This is a genomic window from Streptomyces sp. NPDC088400, assembly GCF_044753355.1.
Taxonomy (GTDB): Bacteria; Actinomycetota; Actinomycetes; order Streptomycetales; family Streptomycetaceae; genus Streptomyces.
This window is the reverse complement of the sequence record NZ_JBIVMZ010000013.1, coordinates 19,500-36,127: the sequence shown is the minus strand read 5'-3', so window position 1 is coordinate 36,127 and position 16,628 is coordinate 19,500. Positions and strand designations below refer to the sequence as shown.

The 16,628-nt window shown below is 69.6% G+C and carries 12 protein-coding genes; 10 read left to right on the top strand and 2 right to left on the bottom strand.

Going from position 1 to position 16,628, the window contains the following annotated elements; all coding sequences use genetic code 11:
• The first annotated feature begins 300 nt into the window (after positions 1-300).
• The gene (locus ACIQD6_RS28325) at positions 301-1,437 is read left to right on the top strand and encodes a pectinesterase family protein (RefSeq protein WP_401887600.1); all 1,137 of its coding nucleotides are present in this window, start codon (positions 301-303) and stop codon (positions 1,435-1,437) included.
• A gap of 70 nt (positions 1,438-1,507) precedes the next feature.
• Here the strand turns inward: ACIQD6_RS28325 and ACIQD6_RS28320 are convergent, their stop codons facing one another.
• Positions 1,508-2,236 carry a ribonuclease H gene (locus ACIQD6_RS28320; protein ID WP_401887597.1) on the bottom strand — a complete coding sequence of 243 codons (729 nt, stop codon included), beginning with the start codon at positions 2,234-2,236 and terminating at the stop codon, positions 1,508-1,510.
• 237 nt (positions 2,237-2,473) lie between these two features.
• On the opposite strand from ACIQD6_RS28320, the gene ACIQD6_RS28315 reads away from it, so the two are divergent.
• From ACIQD6_RS28315 to ACIQD6_RS28305, 3 genes are all read left to right on the top strand, one after another.
• On the top strand, positions 2,474-5,680 hold the full coding sequence (locus ACIQD6_RS28315; RefSeq protein ID WP_401887596.1) for an alpha-L-rhamnosidase: 3,207 nt from the start codon (positions 2,474-2,476) through the stop codon (positions 5,678-5,680).
• Between the two features lie 192 nt (positions 5,681-5,872).
• Positions 5,873-7,846, top strand: a complete 1,974-nt coding sequence (locus ACIQD6_RS28310) for a serine/threonine-protein kinase (protein ID WP_401887594.1) — start codon at positions 5,873-5,875, stop codon at positions 7,844-7,846.
• 219 nt (positions 7,847-8,065) lie between these two features.
• Entirely contained in the window at positions 8,066-8,827 is a 762-nt protein-coding gene (locus tag ACIQD6_RS28305; protein ID WP_401887593.1) for an FHA domain-containing protein, read from the top strand.
• Here ACIQD6_RS28305 and ACIQD6_RS28300 read toward each other — a convergent pair.
• Positions 8,824-9,594, bottom strand: a complete 771-nt coding sequence (locus ACIQD6_RS28300) for an AraC family transcriptional regulator (protein ID WP_401887590.1) — start codon at positions 9,592-9,594, stop codon at positions 8,824-8,826. The two genes, ACIQD6_RS28305 and ACIQD6_RS28300, sit on opposite strands and share 4 nt — an antisense overlap.
• A 54-nt stretch (positions 9,595-9,648) precedes the next feature.
• On the opposite strand from ACIQD6_RS28300, the gene ACIQD6_RS28295 reads away from it, so the two are divergent.
• The 6 genes from ACIQD6_RS28295 to ACIQD6_RS28270 all read left to right on the top strand — a co-directional run bounded on the left by ACIQD6_RS28295 (position 9,649) and on the right by ACIQD6_RS28270 (position 16,625).
• On the top strand, positions 9,649-10,860 hold the full coding sequence (locus ACIQD6_RS28295; RefSeq protein WP_401887589.1) for an MFS transporter: 1,212 nt from the start codon (positions 9,649-9,651) through the stop codon (positions 10,858-10,860).
• Between the two features lie 300 nt (positions 10,861-11,160).
• Positions 11,161-12,693 carry an ABC transporter substrate-binding protein gene (locus ACIQD6_RS28290; RefSeq protein ID WP_401887586.1) on the top strand — a complete coding sequence of 511 codons (1,533 nt, stop codon included), beginning with the start codon at positions 11,161-11,163 and terminating at the stop codon, positions 12,691-12,693.
• Between the two features lie 44 nt (positions 12,694-12,737).
• Entirely contained in the window at positions 12,738-13,406 is a 669-nt protein-coding gene (locus ACIQD6_RS28285; protein ID WP_401887584.1) for a haloacid dehalogenase type II, read from the top strand.
• Positions 13,407-13,482: 76 nt separating this feature from the next.
• Positions 13,483-14,760, top strand: a complete 1,278-nt coding sequence (locus ACIQD6_RS28280) for an NAD(P)/FAD-dependent oxidoreductase (protein ID WP_401887581.1) — start codon at positions 13,483-13,485, stop codon at positions 14,758-14,760.
• Positions 14,761-14,791: 31 nt separating this feature from the next.
• The gene (locus ACIQD6_RS28275) at positions 14,792-15,739 is read left to right on the top strand and encodes an ABC transporter permease (protein ID WP_401887578.1); all 948 of its coding nucleotides are present in this window, start codon (positions 14,792-14,794) and stop codon (positions 15,737-15,739) included.
• A complete protein-coding gene (locus ACIQD6_RS28270) occupies positions 15,726-16,625 on the top strand; it encodes an ABC transporter permease (RefSeq protein ID WP_401887575.1) in 900 nt (299 codons plus the stop codon). The genes ACIQD6_RS28275 and ACIQD6_RS28270 overlap by 14 nt, the downstream gene beginning before the upstream one ends.
• Positions 16,626-16,628: the final 3 nt, after the last annotated feature.

The window sequence follows — 16,628 nt, the reverse complement described above, 5'->3', positions numbered from 1 at the left end:
GCCCCCTCGCATCCGCGCATGCGCGGTGGGTAATTCACCGGGCCCTTCCCGGCGTTATGACGGACCGGCCTTCGGCAGTAAGGACGTATCACCGCACGACAGGGTTGAGCGGTATCGGACGAGGAATGGAGAATTTCCCGCCGACGTCGCGAACGTCCCGTGGTTCACCGGCTGACGGGGAGGACTACGGGCACGCGAGGACGAGGGCAACGGGCCGGGTGCGGACGCCGATCGGCCGGCAACCTTTGTCGCGGCGGCGGCCACTGAGAGGTGTCATCCCCTCGATGAAGGACGTGCCGGATGTTCGATCCCCGCAGTGCCCTCGATCCCCCCTCGTCAGCGGCGCCCGCCCCGCGTCGCCGGTCGCGCACCGGACGCCGTACGGCGACGTTCCTGGCCGCGGCCGTGACGGCTGCCGGTCTCGGCGCGCTGCCGCCGGTGTCGGGCGCGAACGCCGTGCCCAACCCGGCGCATCAGGCCGCCGCCACCACACGTACGGTCGCCGCCGACGGCTCCGCGCAGTACAGGACCGTGCAGGCGGCGGTCAACGCCTCCGCCGCCGGTGACACGGTGTCGGTCGCCAAGGGCACGTACAGGGAAGTCGTCAACGTCCCGGTGAGCAAGAAGGGGCTGACGATCGCGGGCACCACCGGGAACGCCGAGGACGTCGTGATCACCTACGACAACGCGGCCGGCACGAAGAAGCCCGACGGAACCACCTACGGCACATCGGGCAGCGCCACCGCCACCTTCTCCGCCAACGACCTCACCGTCACCGGTGTGACCATCCAGAACACCTGGCTCAGGGCCGACCACCCCGACATCACCGACACCCAGGCCGTGGCCGTCAACGCGCAGGGCGACCGTCAGATCTTCCGCAACGACCGGTTCATCGCCCACCAGGACACGGTTCTCAACTGGGCGCCGTCAGCGACCGGACAGTACCGCCAGTACTTCCGCAACTCCTTCATCAGCGGTGACGTCGACTTCGTCTTCGGCAACGCCACCGCCGTCTACGACCGGGTCAACATCACCCTGCGCGACCGCGGCGCGGCGGCCGGCGGCAACAACGGCTACCTCGCGGCGCCCAACACCAACTCGGCCAAGAAGTACGGCTTCCTCATCACCGGCAGCAGCGTCAACAGCTCGGCGGCGGCCAACACCTTCTCCCTCGGCCGCCCCTGGCACCCCACCGCCGACGCCGTCGGCCAGCTGGTGATCCGAGAGACCGTGCTCCCGGCCGCGATAAAGACGGCCGCCCCGTGGGCCGACTTCGGGAGCTTCCCCTGGAAGTCGGCGCGCTTCGGCGAGTACGCGAACACCGGAGCCGGGGCGACGGTCAACGCCAACCGCCCGCAGCTCACGGCCGCCCAGGCCGCGGACCACACCGCCGCCAAGTACCTGGCCGGCACGGACGGCTGGAACCCGGCGGGCTGAGACACCCGGTGGACTGAGGCGGTGGGGCCGCCCGGCAGGGCGCCGGACTCACCTCTCGGGCGGACAGGTCCTAATCGGCCGAGGCCTCGGCAGTCCGGCAGTCCGGGTGGCCCCAGCCCTGTGGGTTCTTCGAGATCGGCTCACCGGCTTCGTACGACTTGCCGCAGCGGCACCGGCCCGGGAACTTGGCGGTGATGCTGCCCCTGCTCCGGGCCTGCTTCGCCTGTCGCGGCAGGCCCGTCCCCTCCTTCGCCCGCCCTGTTCCGCCTCCGCGCGACGACCCGCCGCCACGCGAGGGCATCGGGCTCTGCGGCACCGGGGCCTCGGATCCTTGTGACGTACCCGCGGCCCGCTGACTGACGGCGACCTGGCTGGCGGCTCCGTCGGCGAACGCGTTCAGGGGGTCCCCGTCGACCTGGTGCGCCGGTACGTACATGAACTCCACCGAGCGGCCGGCCAGCAGGGCTTCGATGCGTACGACCAGGTCCAGATTGGCGACGGGCTTGCCCGAAGAAGTCTTCCAGCCCTTCTTCTTCCAGCCGGGCAGCCAGGTGGTGACGGCCTTCATCGCGTACTGGGAGTCCATCCGCACCTGCATCGGCACGGCCGGGTCGGTGGCGGCCAACAGGCGCTCCAGAGCGGTGAGTTCCGCGACGTTGTTCGTCGCGGTGCCCAGCGGACCGGCCTCCCAGCGACCAGGCTCCTCTCCCCCGCTCTCGGCGATGACCCAGGCCCAGGCGGCCGGCCCGGGATTACCTTTCGACGCCCCGTCACACGCGGCGGTGATGCGATCAACCATGCGTCGATGATGCCAGGCCCGGCGGGCGCGGCAGCCCACCGTCACCACATCCGGGCATGAAAGGTTTCAACAAGCCTGACGGGAAGCTAAGCCCAGGCCAACTCCCCAGTCAATAGTGGTAGTTCCAAATGTTCCGAGCGGTGCGAGGCCTCGCGGGAACTCTTGACAGGTCACACCAGCCTCCCTAATTTCACGCCAGTGAAACGATTCATCATCGAGTCGTAACGGAGCCGCATTGTGATCAGCAGAAGACGACTGCTCGGAACCTCCGCCACCGCCCTGGGAACGGCGCTGGTCGCCGGTCCACTGCCGGCCGCCCGTGCCGCCGGGTCCGGGCCGGGCGCTGCGACGGCCACACGCGTCACCGGCCCGACCGTCGAGTACGTCCGGCACCCGCTCGGCCTCGACACCCCGCACCCCAGGCTGAGCTGGCCTCTCGTGTCCGACCGGCCCGGCCGGACGCAGAGCGCCTACCAGATCCGCGTCGCCACCGCCCCGCGGCTTCTGGCCAGGCCCGATGTCTGGGACAGCGGCAAGGTCACCTCGTCCGAGTCGGTCCTCGTCCCGTACGCGGGACCGGCGCTCACCGCGCGTACGCGCTACTCCTGGTCGGTGCGCGTCTGGGACGACGACGGCAAGGTCTCCGCGTGGAGCGCTCCGTCCTGGTGGGAGACCGGGCTCATGGACGCCTCCGACTGGTCCGCACACTGGATCGCCGCTCCGTCCTCCGTCGTCGGCGCCCCCGCCCTGGACGGCGCTTCGTGGATCTGGTTCCCCGAGGGCGATCCGGCGAGCAGCGCCCCCGCCGCGACGCGGTGGTTCCGCGGCGGTGCCGACGTTCCGGCGGCGGTCACCCGGGCCCGCCTGGTCGTGGCCGCCGACGACGGCTGCACGGCGTATGTGAACGGCACCCAGGTCGCGCACACCGACGCGGTCGGACCCGCGGAGAACTGGAAACGCCCCCTTGTCATCGACGTGACCGGCCTGCTCCGCCCCGGCGCCAACGCGATCGCCGTCTCCGCCGCCAACGCTGCCGTGGGGCCGGCCGGTCTGCTGGCCCTGCTGGAACTGACGACCGCCGACGGGGTGCGTACCCTCGCCACCGACGGCAGTTGGCGGACCACCGACCGGGAGCCCGTAGGCGACTGGCGGTCCGCCGGTTACGACGACAGTCCGTGGTCACCGGCCAAGGTGCTCGCCGCGTGGGGCTCGGGCCCCTGGGGCGCCGTGCGGGCCTCGTACTCCCCCGCCGCGCAGCTGCGTCACGAGTTCCGGCTGAAGCGCAAGGCCGTCGCGCGGGCCCGGCTGTACTCCACGGCCCTCGGTCTGTACGAGGCACACCTCAACGGCGAGCGTGTCGGCGAGGACCGGCTCGCCCCCGGCTGGACGGACTACCACAAGCGGGTCCAGTACCAGACGTACGACGTGACCCGGCTGCTCATACCGGGGGCCAACGCGCTCGGCGTCACGGTCGCGGCCGGCTGGTACGCCGGCAACATCGCGTGGTTCGGCCCGCATCAGTACGGTGAACGCCCCGCGCTGCTGGCCCAGTTGGAGGTCACGTACACCGACGGGACGACCGAGCGGGTGCTGTCGGACACCGACTGGCACGCCGCGACCGGTCCGGTCACCGGCGCCGATCTGGTGGTGGGCGAGGAGTACGACGCCCGCCTGGAGACCGACGGCTGGACGCGCGCCGGGTTCGACACCGCCGACTGGGCCCAGGCGGAGGCGGTCGACGGCGTCACCGCCGCGGTCGTGGCGGAGGTCGGCGGCCCCTCACGGGTGGAGAGAGAGCTGTCCGCCCGGAAGATGACGGAACCGAAGCCCGGCGTCTTCGTCTTCGACCTCGGCCAGAACATGGTCGGCGCGGTGCGGCTGACCGTATCGGGCACCGCCGGTACCACCGTACGGCTGCGTCACGCCGAGGTGCTCAACCCCGACGGCACGCTCTACACCGACAATCTGCGCACGGCCCGCGCGACCGACACGTACACCCTCAGGGGCGGTGGCGCGGAGACGTACGAGCCGCGCTTCACCTTTCACGGATTCCGCTATGTCGAGGTGACGGGTTTTCCGGGCCGGCCGTCCCTGGACGCGGTCGTGGGACGGGTCATCCATACCTCGGCTCCGTTCACGATGGACTTCAGGACCAACGTACCGATGCTCAACCAGCTGCACAGCAACATCACGTGGGGTCAGCGCGGCAACTTCCTGTCCATTCCCACCGACACTCCCGCGCGCGACGAGCGGCTCGGCTGGACCGGCGACATCAATGTCTTCGCCCCCACCGCCGCCTACACCATGGAGTCGGCGCGCTTCCTCACCAAGTGGCTGTGGGACGTCCGCGACGACCAGACCTCCGACGGCGCGTTCACCAATGTGGCGCCGGACCTCGGCCAGGTCGGTCAGGGCGTGGCGGGCTGGGGAGACGCCGGAGTCACCGTGCCCTGGGCGCTCTACCAGGCGTACGGGGATGTCAGGGTGCTGGAGCAGTCCTGGGCCTCCATGCTGAAGTGGCTCGACTACCTGAAGCGGCACAGCAACGGCCATCTGCGCCCCGCCGAAGGCTTCGGCGACTGGCTCAACGTCCAGGAGGAGACCCCCAAGGACGTCATCGGCACCGCCTACTTCGCGCACAGCGCCGATCTGGTCGCGAGGACGGCCGAGGTGCTGGGCAAGGATCCGGCGCCGTACGTCTCCCTGTTCCACGCGGTCCGGGACGCCTTCCGCGCCGCGTATGTCACCACGGGCGCACGGGTGAAGGGCGACACGCAGACCGGATACGTACTGGCCCTGTCCATGGACCTGCTGGCGGACGCGGACCGCGGGCCCGCCGCCGACCGCCTCGTCGAGCTCATCCGGGCCGAGGACTGGCATCTGTCGACGGGATTCCTCGGCACACCGCGGCTGCTGCCCGTACTCACCGCCACCGGTCACACCGATGTCGCCTACCGGCTGCTGCTTCAGCGGACCTTCCCCAGCTGGGGCTACCAGATCGACCGGGGCGCCACGACGATGTGGGAGCGCTGGGACTCCATCACACCGGACGGCGGGTTCCAGGACGCCGGGATGAACTCCTTCAACCACTACGCCTACGGCTCGGTGGGCGAATGGATGTACGCGAACATCACCGGCATCGCGCCGGGCGGCCCCGGCTTCCGGAAGATCGTCGTACGGCCCCGCCCCGGCGGTGGGGTGACGGAGGCCGAGGGCCGCTTCGATTCGCTCTACGGGCCGGTCACCACGCGCTGGAAGAAGGACTCCGGGGGATTCCGGCTCACCGTGTCCCTGCCGGCCAACACCACCGCGGAGGTGTGGGTCCCCGCCGGTGAAGCGGCGGACGGCACGGACATCGCCCACGGGACGGCCGAGTTCCTGCGCAGGGAGGACGGCTGCGCGGTCTTCGCCGTCCGCTCGGGGAGGTATCACTTCGCCGGCTGACACAGCCGGATCACGGTGGTGCCGACGGCGGTGTACGACACCGTGTTCGTGGTCCGCGTCCCGCTCCGCACGTGCGGAGGGCGGAACGCGGATATCCGGTGAAGAGTCCGCGTGACGCTCCTCTCACCCTTTATGTTCGGTTCAGGCGCGGCAGGCCGCGGAGTTCCGGATCACGGGTGAGGGGAAGTCGCGGTGCACGTGGGCAGGACGGTCGGTGGACGCTACCGGCTCACCCGAGGCCCTCTCCGAGGGGGAACGGGCGAAGTGTGGCTCGCCCGTGACATGGAGTGGGGGCGGGAGGTCGTACTCAAACGCGTGATCACGGACGCCGACGGCGACGCCGGCTTCGACGGACTGCGGACCGAGGCCCGCGCCCTGGCCCGGTTCAGCCACCCGCACGTGGTGACTCTCTACCACCCCGAACAGGTGGGCAGAGGGAAAAAGGCCACGTACTGGCTGGTGATGGAGTACGTGCCCGGGGGCAGCCTGGACGACCGGCCGCCGCTGTCCCCGGCACGCGCCGCACGTGTGGGCGCGCAGATCGCGGACGCGCTGGTCGCCCTGCACGCCGAGGGCATCGTGCACGGCGACATCAAGCCGGCCAACGTCGTCGTCACTCTGCCCGGCCTCGCCAAACTCGCCGACTTCGGCGCCGCGTACCGGGTCGGTGGCAAGGAGACGATCACTACCAACGGCGCCGTCAGCTACACCCCCGACTACGCGGCCCCGGAAGTCGTGCGGGGCCGGCCGGAACCGGCATCGGACGTCTTCTCCCTCGGGGCCATGCTGTGTGCCCTGGTGACCGGTGAGCCACCACGCCCCCGCCTCGCGGAGGCCACCGACTCGTACGAACCGTACGACCCGTACGACCCGTACATCGCGGCGCGGCACGCCGCACGGGGACATGTCGAATTCAACACGGACGACGCCGGCTTCGGGCCGCTGGTCGACATCCTTCCCGCGATGCTCGACCGGGACCCGCGGAACCGGCCGGACGCGGCCCGGGTCCGCGGGCAGTTGGAGGAGATCGCGGGACCCCAGGAGCCGCTGCAACCCGCCGGGACCGGCCAGGGCACCCCGTACGAACCCCTCGGGCACGACGAACGGCCAGGCCGCGGCACCCGGTTCGGTGACCGGGGCGGGTGGTGGAGCGGTCCGGTGGCTCTCCTGAGGTCCCTCGGATCCCGGCCCCTGCTTGCCGGGACGGTGGCGGTCGCCCTCGCTCTCGCCGTGGCCGTCCCGGTCGCCCTGCTCGTTTCGGACCACAAGAACACCGGGACGGACGATCCTCGGCCGCCGGGTTCGTCCACCGGACCACCGAAGGACGTGCTGTCCGTCATCGGCGATCACCGTGCGGCCGACCCCTGCGCCCTGGCCGAGCCGTCCGCCCTGGCGCGATTCGGCGACGCGCAACTCGACCGGGCCTACGGCAACTTCGACCGGTGCGACGTCATCGTGGACACGGGTACCGGGAGCCCTGTGGATGTCGAGGTCCACTTCGGCAACGGAGGGCGGTCGGAGCTGTCGGCCACCAGGAAGACCGTGGGGAGGGTCAGCGTGGTGGACGAGCCCGCCGAGAGCGACGCGTGCGGCCATACGCTGCTGCCGGCCGGCGACGACGACGTGAACATCACGGTGATCGCGCAACAGGACGAGGGCACGGCGCCTCTGTGCGCCATCGCCGAGACCGCCACCGACAGCGCGGTCGAAGCACTCAACCAGGGTGTGATCGACCGGCGTTCGCCTCCCCCGCCGGCCGGCTCGCTGGCGCACGAGGACGCGTGCACGCTGCTGGACGCGGACGCGCTCGAAATCGTCCCCGGCATCGACGCCAGGAATCCGGAGGTCGGCTTCGGCAATTGGGAGTGCGAGTGGGAGAGCACCACCAACGGCCTGTGGGTCGGCCTGCGGTTCGACCGCGGCCAGCCGCCGACGGCGGCCGACGGCACGCTCACCCGGATCAACGGCCGCAGCGCCGTGGTCCGGCCCGACGCGGAAGGCGAAAACACCTGCCTCGTCCGGGTGGTCCACCGGTCGTACGACGACCACGACGGCAACACGACCGTCGAGACGCTGAACCTGACGGTCGGCGGCGACCGTTCGAAGGCGCAGCTTCGCAGGATGGCGATGGAACTGGCGGGTGTGGCGACCGTCGAGGTCGAGTGAGGGCGCGGGCTGCCGGGTGGCGTCTGCCGGGTGCGCGGTGGTGGACGACGGTTCCGACCCCCGTACGGAACCGTCGTCCCGGCCTGTGACCCGCGGCCCGACGGCCGTCCGATCCGGGCCCCATTCTCGGGCTCCTGATCCGGGAGGGGTCCCGGGCGGGCCCAGGAGACTGACGGAAGACCGACAGACTCCCGCACGACGAGGCCGACAAGGAGGCCGATGAACAACCCCGCCAGCCTGGCCCGCGGCGTCGCCCCCGCCGGACCCGGCACACTCCACGCGCGCTCGGTCACCGGCGGCATCAGGGTCGGCCCACGACCGGGGCTGACCATCCGGTTCGGCCGGGGCGAACGCCCGGACACCGACCTGGCCGTGGGAGACGACGACCTGCGCGTCAGCCGCCAACACGGCGAACTGACCTACCGAGGACACCAGTGGTGGCTGCGCAACACGGGCCGGCAACTCGTCCGGCTCCCCCACGGCAGACTGATGCACAGCAGCTCCGAACCCATCCCCCTCGCCGCCGGCTACACCCCCCTCTTCGTCAAGGGCTCGGGCTTCCGGGAACACCTGGTCGAACTCTACGTAACAGGCCACGACCAGCCAGGACTCGTACCACGCCGTCAGGCCGCCACCCTCCCACCCAGGATCTGGCCCCTGGACGACGACGAACGCCTGCTCCTGATCGTCCTGGGCCAGCACTACCTCCTCTACGAAGACGGCCCCCGCCCCCTCTCCTACCGCCGGGCCGCCGCCCAACTCGCCTACCTCCGCCCCGACGCCAACTGGAGCGAACGCAGGATCGAGCACAAGATCAAGGACGTACGGCTGCGTCTCCAGAGCGCGGGCTTCCCGCACCCGCTCCTCCACGACAAGGCCACCGGCGCACCGAGCGACAACAACCTCCTGCACAACCTGCTCAGAGGCCTGGTCGAGTCCACCACTCTCGTCCCACCGGACCTGGAACTGATGGACGACTAAGACCGACCGGTGTGACCGGCCCGCTCGCGGGGCTGATGTGTTCCCGGAGTGTGACCGAAGGTGCGGCGGAAGACATCGATGAACGCGCTGGCGGACGACCAGCCGCACCTGTGCGCCACGGCGGTCACCGGGATGTTCTCGGCGAGCAGGACCAAGGCGTGGTACAGGCGCAGTTGGGTGCGCCACTGCGGGAAGGTCATGCCGAGATCGGCTTTGAAGAGGCGGGAGAGGGTGCGGTCGCCGGCGCCGACCTGCCTGCCCAGTGCGGCCAGGGTGCGGTCGTCGGCCGGATTCGTGCGCAGGATCTCGCACACTGCCTTCAGCTGAGGGGCCGTCGGGGTGGGCAGGTGCAGGGGCTGCTGGGGCGAGGCCCGCAACTGGTCGAGCAACACGGCACGCAGCCGCCCGCGTTCGGGGCTGCCGTCGTGCGGGGAGTGTGTGTAGACGAGGATCAGTTCGCGAAGGAGGGGCCCGACGGCCAGCACGGTCGGCTCGTCCAGGCCGAGCGGGTTGTCAGTCGCGGGCAGGCCGACCAGGTGCAGTTCGAGTTCGCCGTGGGCCTGGTGGGCGTGCACGGTGCCGGCCGGTACCCAGATGGCGCGCGTGCCCGGCGCGATCCACGAACCGGTGCTGGTCGTCACGGCCAGCACTCCCCGGCCCGCGTAGACGATCTGGTGGTCGTCGTGGCGGTGGGCGTCGATGGCGGCTCCGGACGCCAGCCACTGGGTGCGGGTGGGCGCCACGGATTCGTGGCGGATTTCTGACATTGGTTGGCACTTTATCGGAAGCACGACAGGCTGCGCGGCGATGACGATGGCGAGGTGCCAAGAAAAAAATCGATCATCATGCTGTCGGCCGGCCATGCCTGCGTGGACGTCTACCAGGGCTCGGTCGCGTCGCTCGTCCCGTTCTTCGTCGCCGAGCGCGCCTACGGCTACGCCGCGGTGTCGGGCATCGTGCTCGCCGCGTCTCTGCTGTCCTCGGTGGCCCAACCGGTGTTCGGCGTGCTCACCGACCGCTGGGCGATGCCCTGGCTCCTGCCGGTGAGTACGGTCCTGGGCGGACTGGGGATCGCCCTGAGCGGTCTGAGCGGTTGCTACGGTCTGACGCTGGCGTTCGTCGCGGTGTCCGGTGTCGGGGTCGCCGCCTACCATCCCGAGTCCGCCCGCATCGCGCGGCTCGTCAGCGGGGGCAGCCACGGCGCGATGGGCTGGTTCTCCCTCGGTGGCAACCTCGGCTTCGCCACCGCGCCCCTCATGGTCACCGCCGTCGTCGCTTCCGGCGGTCTGCGCCTGTCGCCGCTGCTCGTCGTGCCGGCCCTCGTCGGCAGCGTGCTGTGCCTGCCCGTCCTGCGCGCGCTGGAGAAGACAGGACACGGCGGCCCCGGCACCGCGGTCGCGACGGGCCAGGACGACAAGGTCTCGTTCGTGAAGCTGTCGCTGGCCGTGGTCTGCCGGTCCGTCGTGTTCACCGGTCTGAGCACCTTCATCTCGCTCTACGCCCAGCAGCGTCTGGGAGGCGGTACGACAGCGGGCACCACCGCGCTGTTCGTGCTCTACGCCGGCGGCGCGGTGGGCTCGGTGCTGGGCGGCAGCCTGGCCGATCGCTGGGACCGGGTCATCGTCGCCCGCTGGTCGTACCTCGTGACGGTCGCCGCCGTCGCGGGGATCGTGTTCGTACCCGGCCCGGCGATCTACGTGTTCGTGGCGCTGACCTCCGTAGGCCTGTACGTTCCCTTCTCGCTGCAGGTCACCCTCGGCCAGGACTACCTGCCCACGCGCGTCGGCACCGCCGGCGGGATCACCCTCGGGCTGACCGTCAGCATCGGCGGCCTGGCCAGCCCTCTCATCGGCAGCGTCGCCGACGCGACCTCCCTGCGTACCGCCCTGGCACCACTGATCCTGATGCCCGCGCTGAGCTGGCTGTTGTTCCGTACGCTGCCCGAACCCACGGCGCCGAAGCCCACGGTGGCGGCACGGCGGACCGGAGACGACACGGATGCCGAACTCTCACCGGAGCGGGATCACCGCTGACCAACCGCTCGACCCCTGAACTTTTCGGCCCGCCGGTTCTCCCGGCGGGCCGCAGTGCTGTCCGGGTGTGAAACCGCAGGTGGCGGTGGGTGCGGAGGATTTCTGACGCCCCGACAGACAGTCTGCATGAAGGCAGTAAGCAACTTACTGTTTACGAAAGATTGTAGACAACAGACTGAGTGGGGCTCTACGTTTCCTGTTCATCGGCAAGGCACTCGCAGCGATTTGCCAACGTCCACCGGCACTGAATCCCCCGGGGCCGGGATGCGTCCCTGACCTTCATCGAAAAAGTGAGCAGCTATGAAGAGAACGCGTACGGCCTGCGGGATGACGGCGATGACTCTCACGCTCGGAGCCTGCGGCATGAACAACGGCGGTGACGCCGCCGAGAGTGGCGGCGGTGGCCGGAGCATCGTGATCGATGAGCCCTTCGCCCCCGCGGCGGGCTGGGCCCTGGAGACGGACGACGCGTTCGTCCTGTCGAAGGCCGGCTGTCTGGAGACGCTCGTCTCCCGCGCCGACAGCGGCGAACTGGCCCCGATGCTTGCCACGTCCTGGAAGCAAACCACCCCCCGGACCTGGAAGTTCACGCTTCGAAGCGGCGCCACCTTCCAGAACGGCGATCCGTTCGACGCGAAGGCCGTGACCGCGGCTCTCCAGCACGCCCTCAAGGTGAAGGCGCCGTCGGCCGCCTTCGGCCCGGACGCGATAGCCGGTGTGAAAGCGCTGGACAAGGGGACGGTCGCCGTCACAACGGTCGCACCGGACCCGCTGGTGCCGGAGCGACTGGCCACACCCAACACGGGCATCCTCGCGCCCCAGGCCTACCAGAAGTCCCACATCGACCCCAAAGGAACCTGCACCGGTCCCTTCACCCTGGCCGAAGAGGTTCCCCAGCAGTCCGTCCGCATGAAGCGCAACGACTCGTACTGGGGCGGGCGCGCCAAACTCGCCTCCGCCGAGGTGCGCTTCATCGCCGACGGGGCGAAGCGGGCCACCCAGATCCAGACCGGTGAGGCCCAGCTCGTCAGGAAGCTGCCGGCCACCAGCACGCAGGACCTCAAGGGCAGCAGCGGGATACGCGTCGACACCGCGGAACTCTCCAGGACCACCAGCCTGATCCTCAACAACAAGAAGGCGCCCCTCGACAACGTGAAGGTGCGCCAGGCGATCCAGGCGGTGGTCGACACCAAGAAGATCAACCAGGCCGTCTACTTCGGCGCCGCGCGCCCCGCGGTGGGTCCTTTCGCCCCCACCGAGCCCTTCGCTCCCAGCGGCGCGCAGCCCGTGAAAGCCGATCCCGCCAAGGCCAGGGCACTGCTGGCCCAGGCCGGTGTCGAGCCATCGTCGATCAAGGTCCAGCTGCTCACGTACACCGAGGGCGCCAGCTTCGCCGACCTCGCGGCCGTCCTCCAGGACCAGCTCAAGTCCATCGGCATCAAGGTGACCATCAAGACCGCCGACTACGCCTCGCTGGAACCGGAGATGCTCTCCGGCGACTTCGACATGACGCTGCTGTCACGCAACCACCTCGGCGACATGCCCGACCCCCTCGGGTTCCTGGCCGCCGACTACAGCTGCAAAGGCAGCTTCAACGTCTCGCACTTCTGCGACCCGCGGGTGGACGCCCTCATCCACAAGGCCGGAACCACCACCGACCGGGGGAAGCGCTACGCCATCGAGTCGGAGGCCGCCTCCGTCCTCCAGTCCCATGCCGTGAACGTCTTCCTCGTTCACGACACGGAATCCGTCGCACGCAGCAGCCGGGTGACGGGCTACTCCATCGACCCGTACTACACCCTGACCGCCAACCTCGACGTCGCCCCGAAGTGACCTCACCACAGACAGCCTCAGCACAGACACAGAAGGAGCCCATCGTGATCGACTTCCGGCCCAAGTACATCACCTTCGACTGCTACGGCACCCTCACCCACTTCCAGATGTCCGCCGTCACCCGCGGGCTGTACGCGGACCGCGTCACCGAGGACCGGATGGAGGACTTCCTCGACGACTTCGAGGCGTACCGGATCGACGAGGTCATCGGCGCCTACCAGCCCTACCCCGAGGTCATCAAGAACGCTCTGCAGCGCGCGACCGCCCTGTGGAAGCTGGAGTACCGCGACAGCGACGGCGACACCATAGTCGCCTCGGTCCCGACCTGGGGTCCGCACCCGGACGTCCCGGACGCGCTGGCCAAGCTCGCCGAGGCATACCCGCTCGTCATCCTCTCCAACGCGGCGAACAGCCAGATCGGCGGCAACGTCGAGAAGCTCGGCGCGCCCTTCCACGCCGTGTACACGGCCGAGCAGGCCCAGGCGTACAAGCCGCGCCTCCAGGCGTTCGAGTACATGCTCGGAGAGCTGGGCTGCGGTCCCGGCGACGTACTGCACGTGTCGTCCAGCCTGCGCTACGACCTCATCCCCGCCCACGACCTGCGGATCACCAACAAGGTCTACATCAACCGCGGTTACGAGCCGAGCACCCCGTACTACGGCTACAGCGAGATCCCGTCCCTGACCGAGCTGCCCGGACTGCTCGGCCTCTGACGCCGCCATAAGGCTGTCCCGAACCCCCGGCCGACCCTCGCCCGCGCAGCAGCGCGACGAGAGGAAGAAGAACTCCGTGAAGCCCATTCCTTACTGGCTGGACACCGCTCCGTCAGCCCCCGACCGTACGGCCCTCGCGCTGGACGGACGTACGGACGTGGCGATCGTAGGTGCCGGACTGACCGGCCTGTCCGCCGCGGTGCACCTGGCCCGCAGGGGCGCCCAGGTCACCGTGCTGGAGCAGGACACCGTCGGCTGGGGGGCCTCGGGACGCAATGGCGGGATGGCCACCACCGGGTTGGCCATCGGTTTCCTGACCGCCGTCGCCCGCTACGGCCTCCCCACCGCCAAGGCCTCCTTCCTCGCCTACAACGACGCCATCGACACCGTGGAGAAGCTGATCACCGAGGAGGGCATCGACTGCGACTTCGAGCGGAACGGCAAGCTCAACCTCGCCTGCCGGCCCTCCCACTACGAACGTCTGGCGCGCACGCACGAGGCACTGCGCGACCTCATCGGCTACGAGACGAAGCTGATCCCCAAGGAGGACATCCGTTCGGAGATCGGATCCGACTACTACTACGGAGGCATGGCCGACCCTCAGGGGGCCGGACTGCACGTGGGGAAGTTCGTGCGCGGACTCGCGGACGCCGCCGAGCGGCTGGGCGTGCGGATCCTGGAGAAGGCGCCCGTGACGAAGGTCCGCCGGATCAGCGGACAGCTGCACGACGTGACGACACCGGTCGGTACGCTCCGCGCCGACCAGGTGCTGTTCGCCAGCGGCGCGTACACCGGGTCGTCGTTCCGCTGGCTGCGCAATCGCATCGTCCCGGTCGGCAGCTTCATCATCGTCACCGAACCGCTCGACCAGGACGTCGTCGACCAGTTGATGCCGACGCGCAGGATGGCGTCCGACACCAAGAACATCCTGTACTACTTCCGCATCACACCGGACAACCGGCTCCTCTTCGGTGGTCGCGCCCGGTTCGCGATGTCCAGCCCGGAGTCCGATCTCAAGAGCGGACGGATCCTGCGCAAGGGGATGCTCTCCGTCTTCCCGCAGCTCGAGGACGCGCGCATCGACTACTGCTGGGGCGGCCTGGTGGACCTCAGCATGGACCAGATGGTGCATGCCGGAGAGCACGAAGGCCTCTTCTACTCCGCCTGCTACTCGGGCCACGGGGTCCAGATGGCCACACACATGGGCAGCCGGATGGCGGACGTCATGGACGGCAAGCCCGAGGCGAACATCTGGCGCGGGATGAACTTCCCACGCGTCCCCGGGCACTTCGGACCTCCGTGGTTCCTGCCGTTCGCCGGCGCGTACTACCGCGCGCTGGACGCCATCAAATAGCCGTTGACGGCTGGATCAAGGAGGTGAGGAAATGCTCAGATTCGCCCTGCGACGGGCCGTGGTCATGATCGCCACGCTGTTCGGCGTGTCCGTGCTCACGTTCCTCATACCGTATCTGAGCGGTGGTGACCCGGTCCGCACGATCCTGCGCTCGCAGGTGTCGGACCGGGCGGTCGACCCCGCCGCCGTCGAGGCGATGAAAGCCGAACTGGGGCTCGACCAGTCGCTTCTCGCCCAGTACCTGAGCTGGCTCGGCCGAGCGGTACGGGGTGACTTCGGGTTCTCCTTCACCAGCAGGACGCCCGTCGAACAGCTCCTCGGCGGTGCGCTCGGCGTCTCCCTCACCCTCGCCGTCGTCGCCCTGGGCACCGCGATCCTCATCGCGGTGCCCCTGGGGACACTGGCCGCGACCAGGCCCGGCAAGAAGATCGACACGAGCCTGACCTTTCTGACCCAGGGCTTCGTCGCCGTACCGGAGTACTGGCTCGCACCAGTGCTGGTCCTCGTCTTCTCCCGCTACCTGGGCTGGCTGCCCTCGGCGGGGTGGAACTCACCGGAGTCCCTGATCCTCCCGGCGCTCACCCTGATGCTCCGGCCGCTGGCCTACTTCGCCCGGGTGACCAGGGCCTCGATGATCGACGTCCTGGAGGCGCCGTACATCACCGCCGCCCGCGGCCGGGGGCTCAGCTCCGGCAGGACCCTCGTCCGGCACGGCCTGCGGAACGGGCTGCTGCCCGTACTGACCCTGGCCTCGCTGTGGTTCGCCGGGCTGCTGGGGGGCTCGGTCGTCGTCGAGGTGATGTTCGCCATCCCCGGGATGGGACAGCTCGTGTACAAGGCCGTCGTCAACCAGGACGTGCCCGTCATCCAGGGCGGACTGCTGTGCCTGGTGGCCCTGGCGATCGTGGTCAGCACCCTGACCGACCTGCTCAGCGAAGTGATCAACCCGACCGCGGGGGCCCGTCATGGCACTCACTGAACCAGCGCCGGACCTCAGGCCCCGTGACAAGCCTCCGACGACCTCGGCGGTGCGCAGAGCGGCGTCGTCGTCCTCGGCCACCGTACGGGACTGGCCCTGGACCGTACGCGCCGGAGCCGCCGTCTTCGTCGTCATGGTGGCGGTCCTGGCCCTGACCCCGTGGATCGCGCCGTACGACCCGGCCGCGCAGGACCTCGCCCAGCGGCTCGCCGGCCCGAGCGGGCAACACTGGCTCGGCACCGACCAGTTGGGCCGGGACGTATTGAGCAGGCTGATGTACGGGGGACGGTTCTCCGTCTCGATCGCCGCCGTCACGCTGCTGCTCTCCGTCGTCGTCGGCACGCTGATCGGCGCGTTCAGCGCCAGGGTGGGCGGCATGGTCGACGAGTTCCTGATGCGCGTCGTCGATCTGCTCATCTCCATCCCCGACGTCGTGGTCGCCCTCTTCCTCATCGCTGTCTTCGGAACCGGCTACGGCACCCTGATCTCGGCGCTCACCATCGTGGGGTGGACCCCCTTCGCCCGCCTCATGAGGGGGCTGGCGCTGGAGATCAACAGCCGCGACTTCATCGAGGCGGCCGAGGCACTGGGGTGCTCCCGGTCCTTCATCATCGTCCGGCACGTCATCCCGAACGCCATGCGGCCGTTGACAGCGCTCAGCTTCCTGCGGTTCGGCCACAAGCTGATCACCGTGGGCGGGCTGTCGTTCATCGGACTCGGAGTACAGCCGCCCGACTCCGACTGGGGCGCCATGCTCCTTGACGCCCAGCCCTACATGGAGCAAGTGCCGCTCCTGGTGATGGTGCCGGGACTGGCGATCTTCCTCACCGCACTGAGCGTCTCCCTGATCGGTCAGGGGGTGGAGCCACGGGACAACAAGCAGTGATGG